This window comes from Streptomyces albicerus (genome assembly GCF_008905045.1).
Classification (GTDB): domain Bacteria; phylum Actinomycetota; class Actinomycetes; order Streptomycetales; family Streptomycetaceae; genus Streptomyces; species Streptomyces albicerus.
In genome coordinates this window covers 26,947-36,700 of record NZ_VWMY01000091.1, presented here as the reverse complement: position 1 = coordinate 36,700, position 9,754 = coordinate 26,947, and the positions used below count along the sequence as shown (strand labels likewise).

The 9,754-nt window shown below is 65.8% G+C and carries 10 protein-coding genes; 5 read left to right on the top strand and 5 right to left on the bottom strand.

The window, feature by feature from the left end:
- Nucleotides 1–257: 257 nt before the first annotated feature.
- The 4 genes from GAS53_RS47820 to GAS53_RS47800 form a co-directional block, all read right to left on the bottom strand.
- Nucleotides 258–692: a hypothetical protein gene (locus GAS53_RS47820; RefSeq protein WP_151484065.1), complete on the bottom strand. Its 435-nt coding sequence runs from the start codon at nucleotides 690–692 to the stop codon at nucleotides 258–260.
- Between the two features lie 455 nt (nucleotides 693–1,147).
- Nucleotides 1,148–1,549, bottom strand: coding sequence for a type II toxin-antitoxin system VapC family toxin (locus GAS53_RS47810; protein ID WP_151484064.1), 402 nt, complete (start codon nucleotides 1,547–1,549; stop codon nucleotides 1,148–1,150).
- Nucleotides 1,546–2,430 (bottom strand): hypothetical protein, encoded by an 885-nt coding sequence (locus GAS53_RS47805; protein WP_151484063.1) that lies wholly within the window; start codon nucleotides 2,428–2,430, stop codon nucleotides 1,546–1,548. Before GAS53_RS47805 ends, GAS53_RS47810 begins: the two co-directional genes overlap by 4 nt.
- A 2,186-nt stretch (nucleotides 2,431–4,616) precedes the next feature.
- Nucleotides 4,617–5,018: a DUF2867 domain-containing protein gene (locus tag GAS53_RS47800; protein WP_151484062.1), complete on the bottom strand. Its 402-nt coding sequence runs from the start codon at nucleotides 5,016–5,018 to the stop codon at nucleotides 4,617–4,619.
- Nucleotides 5,019–5,063: 45 nt separating this feature from the next.
- On the opposite strand from GAS53_RS47800, the gene GAS53_RS47795 reads away from it, so the two are divergent.
- Entirely contained in the window at nucleotides 5,064–5,654 is a 591-nt protein-coding gene (locus GAS53_RS47795; RefSeq protein ID WP_151484061.1) for a TetR/AcrR family transcriptional regulator, read from the top strand.
- 105 nt (nucleotides 5,655–5,759) lie between these two features.
- Here GAS53_RS47795 and GAS53_RS47790 read toward each other — a convergent pair whose 3' ends face one another.
- Nucleotides 5,760–6,074, bottom strand: a complete 315-nt coding sequence (locus tag GAS53_RS47790) for a response regulator transcription factor (RefSeq protein WP_225859563.1) — start codon at nucleotides 6,072–6,074, stop codon at nucleotides 5,760–5,762.
- Between GAS53_RS47790 and GAS53_RS47785 the strand changes: the two genes are divergently transcribed.
- The 4 genes from GAS53_RS47785 (at nucleotide 6,067) to GAS53_RS47770 (ending at nucleotide 9,754) form a co-directional block, all read left to right on the top strand.
- On the top strand, nucleotides 6,067–6,501 hold the full coding sequence (locus GAS53_RS47785) for a hypothetical protein (protein WP_151484060.1): 435 nt from the start codon (nucleotides 6,067–6,069) through the stop codon (nucleotides 6,499–6,501). The genes GAS53_RS47790 and GAS53_RS47785 overlap by 8 nt on opposite strands.
- A gap of 111 nt (nucleotides 6,502–6,612) precedes the next feature.
- The gene (locus GAS53_RS47780; RefSeq protein WP_151484059.1) at nucleotides 6,613–7,533 is read left to right on the top strand and encodes a hypothetical protein; all 921 of its coding nucleotides are present in this window, start codon (nucleotides 6,613–6,615) and stop codon (nucleotides 7,531–7,533) included.
- Nucleotides 7,530–8,573 carry a serine/threonine protein phosphatase gene (locus GAS53_RS47775; RefSeq protein WP_225859562.1) on the top strand — a complete coding sequence of 348 codons (1,044 nt, stop codon included), beginning with the start codon at nucleotides 7,530–7,532 and terminating at the stop codon, nucleotides 8,571–8,573. Before GAS53_RS47780 ends, GAS53_RS47775 begins: the two co-directional genes overlap by 4 nt.
- Nucleotides 8,570–9,754, top strand: coding sequence for a protein kinase domain-containing protein (locus GAS53_RS47770; RefSeq protein WP_151484058.1), 1,185 nt, complete (start codon nucleotides 8,570–8,572; stop codon nucleotides 9,752–9,754). Before GAS53_RS47775 ends, GAS53_RS47770 begins: the two co-directional genes overlap by 4 nt.

Here is a 9,754-nt window from a genome sequence, read left to right as displayed (position 1 = left end):
CCGCCAGCAAACAGCCCGACGAGAACAGCCACAAACTCACCGGGCGGGGATGCCACATGCCTTGACGACCCCAGCCCTCATGGGTGCATAGATGGACCGGAGACCCTTAAACCGCCAGTGTCCGGATCCTATGGCTGTAACACCAGGGGTTCGTACCCCACGGCGGCAGAGGCGCACATCGCCGCCCTCACCCTTCAGTGCGCGCCCGCCGCACGCATGAGTGGCGCGTGAGACTTCCTGCGGGCGTTCGGCCGCCGTCAGTCCAAGGGCACTTCAAACTCGGGCGGGTCGCGAAGCTCAATGTCGTTGAGATTCATCCCACGTTCTTCAACTACACGCAGCAAGGTCTCCTGGCTGAAGGACGAATCCGTGTCATAGAAGAACCCAAGGAACTCGCCGGTCTTGCTGTTGTAGGACAACTTGCGTGTGGCAGCGTTGCTGGCCCAAACTCCCGGCTCACCGACTGCGAAACCTGTGCCTTGCGCCGCCGCTACCGTCCGTGCCACGCACTGCTCAATGAACTCTCGGGCTGGTCGATCGGTGCCATCGGAGAACCACGTCGCGATGACGTTCGGCCCCCTGTCGGGATCTTTCTCAACGGTGATACCAGCTGTCTGAATCGTAGCTATCGCGGCCTCTAGCTCCTCGACGGGGCCGGTAAGAATCACGAACACAGCTCCATGCACATCCATGGGACGACGCTACCTCGCGGAGGGACTCGCCCCGACATCGTGGCGCAGTGCTGCGTCCATCAAGCCGTCTGAAGGAGCAGCCGGAATGCCCCCGTCCGGCAAATACGTGGCGAAGCCGGGCGAACGAACCGAGCGCGCTGGATCGCATTGCGTGAGACCCCGTGCTCGCGCATCAGTTCAGCCTCTGACGGCACGGCGTCCGCGGCCTTGTCCTGGCCGATCCGCCTCCGTAGCGCCTCCGAGATGACCAGGTAGGTTCCGCGCGGACTGGCCTCCGACACCTCGGCTCCTCTCGCTCTCTCCACTGTCCGCTGCCAAGCGGTGCCACGCGACACACAGCACGTCGCCGGACTGGCAGTGTCCCAGCTATCCGAGTGTCCCAATACCATCTGCGACCTGCACAAATAGGTGGGACAGCGAGATTCACGGCTGTCCCACCTGTCCGACTCACGCCTCTACGTGATCAAGGAGAGCCCGGGGAATCCCGAGAAGTGGCGATGATTCCCTGTCAAGAGAGGCGCATTGTAGTAAATTGCCGTCGCCGCAATCCAAAGATCATTAGCCTGGTGAGGTTGCCCGAGAGGATGCCCCAGACCCTGCGCCTGGCTTTTCAACTTCCCCCACAGCCGCGCCATGTCTACGTCGTAAGGCGCGACGAGATAGCGCCTTATAGCTTCTTCAAGAGCACCCACTCTTCGATCTCCCCACCCCGCCTTTGCGGCACCATAGTAGAGTTCTGCAACTGAGGTGAAGGAAAGAGTGGGGACAACACCTGTCAGGTGAGACTTATAGCGGTCGACGTCAATTCCGGCAAAGAGATTTGAAAATACGTCGGTATCGACTACGACATAGTTCACTGGCCATCACCACGAACCGAGGAGATCGCCGCCAAGAAATCATCAAGGCCGTCGATGTCACCTCCGGAAAGCTCATCCACGGAAGCAAGCGGCGCAACCTGTTGTTCCCCAGCTAGATCATTCAAAGATCGAGACGACGAGGAGCTAATCGGACTGATGTCTGCGATACGTAGAACCCGAATCGTGGATCCATCCGGCTGCATCTCAGCGATCCCATGCGCCATGACCAGCTGATCCATGCAGTCAAGGACCCTATCTCTGATCTCAGAACCAAAGCCACATTGGATGCTGCCAGCATAGGTATCAATGCGACACAGCAGCGAGGCAGGCGAAAAATCGCCCATCTGCAAACGGCCCACTACAGTCGCTTCACTCTCGACTAGCGAGAGGGAAACTTCACGCAACGCCTGCCTCAGTCCGCTATTGAACTCGAACTCTGGGGCGCTCGTCGACGTGACGCGGATCCGAGTGATTCCTCTCGCGCCGATGCCGCCCGTAAGCGAGCGCAGCCCATTGACCACCTGGGGCGTGAAGGAATCAGGAAGCGTCCCGCCTTGCTCAAGGGCTCTAACTCCCCTGGCTAGAGTCGTGAATGACTCTTCTAGCAAGTCGTCACCACCCCAGGATTGTTGCCCCGTTCGAGCAACTTGCAGGATGGCAGATCCTTTTTCAAAACCGACGAAATCCAAACGGACTGCGTCAACAATATCGCGCGGACGACGCCCTGCCTTTATCTGATTTCCGCTCAGGGCCAGCGCAAGCCGCTCCAGAGTGGCTTGCATTTCACTTGCGATGCGCGCCAGTTCAGCTAGAGGAATCCGACCGCCCTCGGTAGATGGTCCCAGCGCATAGAGAGTTGCTTTGAATCCATCATTCCCCAATTCAGCCCACCTCCTCCATCCGACGATGCCACACTCCCATGACTGTACCCGGGCTCGATCCACTTCACTACGCTTTCGCGGAGCGTTCACCCCGACCCAACTCACGGCGTCTCTGGCTGGGCGAATCAGCTGACCGGCTGTCCCGCCACTAGCGATGACCTGCACAAATAGGTGGGACAGCAGGGTTCGCGGCTGTCCGATCGCGTGGGAGGGGCTGCAACACTCGGGTGTTGCAGCCCCTCCGCGCAACAGGCCTCTTTGGATCGCAGCAGGCGGAGGTACCGTCCCGCTTCTCCTTGCGCGTGCGTGTGAGGGGCGTGTGGGCCAGAAGCGATCACGCACCCCATACAGCTCCCTCGCAGGTCAGAGCCATGACCAAGCATGTCATGAGCATGCTCTCCGGAGCCGTGTCCATAGCTTCGAATCCTGCCAAGGCACTCACCTACAGCCAGCACAAATCACGGTCTGACCAGGTCGGATGCTGAAATGGAAGAGCGGGGCCCGACCTCGCTGGATACCGCGCTTTGTCATTGTTCCGCATGGCTCGAGAGAGCCGCAGCGGTTAAACAGCCGCTACCCCTCTCTGCGCCCTTTAGCGAATCCGCGGCGTAATGCAATACAGCATCTCACAGCTTCAACTTGTGCATCCTGGGCTACGAATTCACTCACAGGCCACACGATCCTCAACCACCCCTTTGGATCGCACGAGTAGATCAATAATTCTGCACCTGAATGTAACAGAAAGCACTCGGAAGGTTGACACTATTTTTACCAGAGCGCAGCCTTGGGTCGCTCAAGCTAGGCCAAATCCAATTGGAAGGTGAAGAATGGACCAGGAAGCTGTTGGTGCCGCAACTCCGGAGGTCGGAACCGAACTAAAATTCCCAGGGAATGTGCTTAAGGTTCGCTATTCCATTGGGGCGTATATGAGGTGGGACGAACCTGGCCGATTCGGCGTTGTAGCGCAGCGAACAATCGGGCTTGCGCCTCCTGCACCCCAATGGCCAAATGTCTGCACCCCGACGCGGCTTCTCGACCTAATGGGCTACGCCACGACGGGATCTGACGGTTCGACGATCGTGCACGTGCGTAACTTCGTCTGCTGGGACGAATGGAAGATCGCGTCAGAAGACGAGGTGTGGGTTACAGCTACGGCCCGGTCCGACGATCCCGTGTTTTTAACACATGTAGTTCAGGTGCCGCCACCAGTGCTGCACGGTCCGCCACCACCGCCGACCGAGGTCGACCTACAGATACGGATCTTTTCCTGGGATGGAACCGGACAGCCCGAGCCAAATGTCAATTTCACATGGCGTGCTGTCTTGAGTGTGTCTCTGCCGGACGGGGAGGGGTAGGCCGCCGCAGCTTCAACGTCCACCACTGCGAGGCGATCGCCGATGCTCGCTCAACCCACTCGGACGCGCCGCCGGAATGCTCTGTTCCGGCAAATGCGTGGCCAAGATGCCCGTCCGGAGCAGCCTTCCATCCAATGATGCCCAGGTCAGGGGCTTAGGAGATCCGAAGCGCCTACCTCTCTTCTAAGCGCTTGGCCGCAGGTTCGAGTCCTGCCGGGGGCGCCCAACCTGTGAGCTGCCCGTCTCGCCGAAAGCCGCAGGGCCGAGTCTTGAGCGAGCAGGCTGCGGGGGGCACACGCCCCCGGCCGGGGGCTCCTGCCCATACGGACTGACGCTCCCATCCATGCCGACAAGGTGCCCGAACGGCAGATGTTCGGGCGCGCCGGTTCGGCCCTCGCGCAGGCGAGTCCCGTCATCGTCCTTCTGAGGAGCCGGACAGGCCACCGGCCCCGCACACGCGTCGGCGTGAACGGGTGAGGCTGTCCAGGAACGGGAGCCAGCGGGACATCACACGTAGAGCAGACCGCCGAGCGGGGCACCGACGAGGCGAGCGACCATGTCGCGGCCCAACCTCGACTGTCAGCCGGTTGCCTGACGGCGAGTCGACGCCCTGTGGCAGGTTCCGCAGCCTGCCGTGATCGCATACCTCGCGCGACGGGCGACGCTCCGGCCGGGCCAATGTCTCCAGACGTCGTCGGCCCCGGCGCGCGTTCAAGGCAGGGAGGGGCAGGGAGGGGTCCGCCCGAACGCCGACATGGGCCCCTGACGCGTTTCCAGGTACGTGCCCCTCTGAAGGACCCCTCTGACGCCTTGCCGCGACCTACGCGGCACCTACGCGGCGTTCTGCGCGGCGAGAGCGAGCTTGCGGTGGGTGCGGACCATCATGGCGCGGGCCATGAAGGGGTGGACCCTTTTCACGGCGCCCCAGTAGAGCCTGGAGCGCCAGGCGTTCGTCTTCACCGAGCTGCAGAGGGTGACGTACTTCTCGTCGATGACGATCGAGGTCCAGGCGTCGAGACCGGCCGTGCTCACGTCCATGAGCGCCTCGCCGTCCTGCTGCGCCGCGATCGGGAAGGCGTCACGCAGGATGCCCGTCCAGGCCGCCGGATCACGCGGCATTCCGGGCCGCAGCTCCATGGCGTACGCGTCCTGATAGTCGGGCCGGTCCACGGCTGTCCTGATCAGTCGGGCGCCTGCGGGAAACCCCACAGCTACGGGCTTGTCCTTGAGCATCACATACCTCCATACGCTGGCGTATGGTCAACCATACGGTAGCGTATGGACATGGTGCAACGGCAGCAGACCAAGAAGGCCAGGCTCAGCGCCCGCGACTGGGCGGATGCCGCGCTCGCCGCCATCGGGGAGGGCGGCGGCCTCGCGGCCGTGGCGGTCGAGCCGCTCGCTGCCCGCCTCGGTGCCACGAAGGGCAGCTTCTACTGGCACTTCGACAATCGCGAGGCACTGATCGAGGCCGCGCTCGCCCGCTGGGTCGAGGCGGACACCGAGGAGATCATCACGGCCGTGGAGACCGAGCCGGACCCGGAGAAGCGTCTGCGCATACTGTTCACCGAGATCGCCAAGCCGGACACCGCCGATCCGCTCGAGGTATCGCTGCTCGCCAGCACCGACCACCCTCAGGTCGCCGCCGCGCTGCGGCAGGTCACCGAGCGCCGGATCGGCTACCTGGCCGGGCTCTTCACCGAGCTCGGCTTCGCCGAGGACGAGGCGCGGCGGCGCGGGCTGATGGCGTACAGCTTCTATCTGGGACACACCCAGCTCGGCCATGCCGTGCCGTCCTCGCTGCCCTCGCGCGAGGAGTTCCCCGCGTATCTGGAGGCAACGATGGACGCAATTCTCCGGCGCGAATAGCGCACCGAAGGGGCGCGGGGCTGTGTCGATGTGCGGCTCCGCCGCGTTGGGCTCGACCAGCCTCCACCGACCCGCAGTTTCATCACCGCTCTTCCAGCGGAGCGCTTACGCCGCGCTGGTTTCCGGTGTGAGCAGGCCCAGTTCGACGGCGTGCACTCCGGCCTGGAAGCGGGACACGGCTCCCAGCTCCTGCATCAGCTCGGCGACATGGCGGCGATAGGTGCGGACCGAAAGGCCGAGGCTCTGGGCGGCGGCCTCATCGGTGATTCCCGAGGTGAGGCAGCCGAGCACCTGGCGGGCGATCTCGGTCCGGCCGCGCGCGGAGACCCTGCGGTAGCTCCGTGCGGGTGTCGCACTGGACCAGGCGCCCGTGAACAGGGTGTCCAGCGCCCGCAGCACCATCGGGACGCGAATGGTCACGGCCTTGCGGGCCCACCACTCCGAACTCGGCGCGCATCAGGGCCATCCGCCCGTCCACGATCAGCACTTCCTGATGCTGATGCGCCGAAATCCTGACGTCGAAGGCCGGCCGTGGGGGCAGGGACGCCAGGTGACGCCGGACATTGCGGTCGTCGAGGATCCCCGGGCCGCCGAGCACGCGGACTCCGACACCGGCGGCGGAGATCTCACGCAGCATGTCGAGAAGGCTGCTCAGGGCCTCCGACATGGTCACCCGGCAGGGCAGTGCCAGCAAGACCGAGCGGCGCGCGGTGGAGATCAGACGCTCGGCGCTCCGCCGAATCCGCTCATTGCTGGGATCGGTCACCGACTGACCGGCGTCACTTATCCCCTCCGCCCCCTCCATCCCGTCGCAGACGACCCCGTCGGCGGTCCGCCCGACGCCTGACAACTCCTCAGCCCGTCGGGAGGGGTCCCGGCCGCCCACTGGTACTCAAGAGCAACGCGCTCGGAGTGCTCGGAAACGGTGGCGGTCGGCGCCGGGGAGGGGGAACAGGGGATGGTGACGCACCCGCTGACGTACGACCCCCTGGTCGGTCGTCAGCCGTTGCCGCGGGTCCGCCTGCTGAGTCCGCTCAGGACGCCGCCGCCCGGGAGGGCGCTGGTGCTGGTCCCGGAGGCCGGGCCCGTGCTGACGGTCCGCCCGGGCGAGCCGGTGCCGGACGCCCGGTACGGCGTGTACCAGGGGATGTTCACGGTGGACACCACGGAACACCGGCTGGTCCTCGCCCTTCGGCTGGCCGGCCGGGACGCGTCCGCCTCGTTTCCCTGCCGCGTCGAGCTGATGTGCCAGGTCACCGATCCCGCGGCGGTGGTGGCCCGCGGCATCCGCGACATGAGCGCCACGTGGTACGGCCCCGTCCACGAGAGATTGCGGAAGGTGTCGCGTACGTACGACGCCGGGCGGTTCCGCGAAGCGGAGGAAGCGCTGAACACCGCCCTGCGGGACTTCACCGGAGACTCGGCCGTCCGGCTGCACGGCGCCCGGGTCGAACTGCTCGCCCACAGCGATCCGTTCGACACCCCTCGCCGAAGCCGGGTGCGCGGCACACGGCGCGGCGGGGCCGAGGCGGCCACAGGACCCGACGCGCCCCAGGTGCTGCCGGCCGAGGCGGCGACACGGCCCGACAACCCCCAGGTGCTGCTGGGCGAGGTGCTGGCGCGCAAGGAGGAGCCACTGCCGCCGCCGCACGAGCCACCCCGGGCCCCGGGCCCGACACCGCCCCCGCCGACGGACCCGCCTTCGGCCCCGCCACCAGACCCCCCGCCGACTCCCGCTCCTCCGCCGAAACGCCGCCCCAGCAGGGTCCGGGGCACCGGGACGACAGGTGACGGGACGAGACGTGACGGGACGAGGCGTGACGGGACGACGGGTGACGGACAGCGCGACGGCAGCGGAGGACGGGTGACCGGACCGTGATCATTCCGCCGAAGCCCGCCCACCCGCCGGGCCGCCCTCCCGCCCAGCCCTCGCATCTGACCTGGTCGGCCTGCGACGACCGGCTCCAGGCCCTCGCCGTATGGACGGAGCGCCGTCCCGGCCACGGTGAGGACGCCGAACCGCTCGCGGCCTACCACCGGCCCACCGGGAACGGACTGCTGGCCGTCTTCGACGGCTCGGGCGGTTCCGGAGCCGCACCCGCCTGGCGCGCGCCCGACGGTCCGACGTACACGAACGCCTGGGTGGGGGCCCGGCTCGCCCGGCTCGCCGCCGAAGTCTGGTTCCAGCGCGTCGTCGTCTCCGACGAACCGGACACTCCGGAGCGGCTGAAGTACTGCCTGAAGCGCATGCTGGACGCGGCGCCGAAGACGGCACGCAGCAAGATCACCGGATCCATGCGCCGCGTCCTGCCCACAACCCTGGCCGCGGTCCGGTACCACCTCGGCGACGACGGCGTTCGCTGGCAGGCCCTGTGGGCCGGCGACTCCCGGTCGTACGCACTGCTGCCCAGAAGCGGTCTGCACGCGCTCACCCGGGACGACACCCACGAGGACGACACGCTCGCCCAGCTCCGGCAGGACCCGCCGATGACGAACGTGATCTGCGCCGACCGCGACTTCACCCTGTCCGCACAGCACGGGGTGTTCCGCGAGCCCTGCGTTCTGCTGTCCGCCACCGACGGGTTCTTCGGTTACGTGCACACGCCCGCGCAGTTCGAGTGCGTACTGCTCGAAACGCTCAAGCAGGCCCGGGACGTGGGCGATTGGGCCGAGCTCCTGCGGAAGGCCATCCAGCCCACCACGGGCGATGACGCCTCTCTTTCCCTCGTGGCGCTGGGATTTGAAGAATTCCCGCAACTGCGCCGCGCCTTCGACGAACGCCACGACAGCGTCGTACGGAGCGAGTACCGACAGGTTCCCCTGCAGGACGGCGAGGACGCGGTGCGCCATTGGCAGGACAGGACGTGGCAGTCCTATCGATCCGAATACGAGAAGCTCATGCCGGGGGTGCGCGAGTGAAGTCGGGCGATGTGATCGGCGGCTATCTGGTCGTTACCGAGCCGACCAATGCCGATGGCGGCAAATGCATGTGGGCCTTCGCCGAAAAGGACGGCAAGGAGTACTTCCTCAAACGCTTCCTCGAACCCAAGCGCCCACGCGAGGGCTCCGGGGGAAGCGCCGTGAGCCGACGCATCCGGCTGGAGACCTGCCAGGACTTCGAGGAGCGGCACAAAAGCATCATGAAGCTGCTGCGGCCCGACGCGAGCGGCGCGGGCAACCTGGTGCTCGCCACTGATTTCTTCTACGCGGGCAGCACCTACTACAAGGTCACCGAGCGAATCGACACCACCAGCCTGGAGAAGCCGCAGTCGCTCGATCCGAAGCAGAAATCGGTGCTGCTGAAGACGCTGGGCACCAGTCTGCGTCTGCTGCATGACATCGATGTGGTGCACGGCGATCTGAAACCGGCCAACGTCCTGGTGCAGAAGCGGGAAGGCGCCGCGTTCCACACGGCGAAGCTCATCGACTTCGACGACTCGTATCTGTCCGGGGATCCGCCGGCCCGGGAGGACATCGCGGGCGACTCGCTGTACGGCGCGCCGGAGTGGCGGCGCTATGTGCAGGGCGACGAGTCCGTCGAGAGCCGGGATCTGACGACGGCCGTGGACATCTTCGCGCTGGGCCTGATGGCCCACCACTACCTGACCGGCTCGCTGCCCGAGTTCGAAGGCCGCTTCGGATCCCCCGCGGACGCCGTCAACGCCGATGAGCCGCTGGTCGTCAACGAGCGGCTCAGCACCCCGATGCAGGGGCTGATAGCGGCCATGACGGCGGCCGATCCCGGCAGCCGTCCCACCGCGGCCACCTTTCTGGCGGCGCTCAAGGACCCCGAAGTCTGCGCCCTCCACAGCACACCTCAGCCACGCCCGGCCGCCCCCGCCACCGGTGGCGGACGCTCCCGTCCCCGTCCCGAGCCGTCCGACGAACCCCGCAGGAGCCGTGTCCAGTTCAACCCCCCGGACCGCTCCGGGCACCGGCCGCCCGGTGCCACCACCACGGACGAAACCACGGGCGGATCCACGGCCGGATCCACGGGCGGAACCGCCGACGCATCCACCATCACGCCGAGAAAGTCCAGGGTCAAGATCAATCTCGGTCACCGCGCCGGTGGCCTTCCCGGTAGCCATTCCACTGACTGA

What these genes read in the sequence shown, in the direction of transcription:
- GAS53_RS47785 (WP_151484060.1), top strand. Translation starts at nt 6,067, where the DNA reads ATGGTCACGGCCTTGCGGGCCCACCACTCCGAACTCGGCGCGCATCAG.
- GAS53_RS47820 (WP_151484065.1), bottom strand. Translation starts at nt 692, where the DNA reads ATGGATGTGCATGGAGCTGTGTTCGTGATTCTTACCGGCCCCGTCGAG.
- GAS53_RS47800 (WP_151484062.1), bottom strand. Translation starts at nt 5,018, where the DNA reads ATGCTCAAGGACAAGCCCGTAGCTGTGGGGTTTCCCGCAGGCGCCCGA.
- GAS53_RS47780 (WP_151484059.1), top strand. Translation starts at nt 6,613, where the DNA reads ATGGTGACGCACCCGCTGACGTACGACCCCCTGGTCGGTCGTCAGCCG.
- GAS53_RS47795 (WP_151484061.1), top strand. Translation starts at nt 5,064, where the DNA reads ATGGACATGGTGCAACGGCAGCAGACCAAGAAGGCCAGGCTCAGCGCC.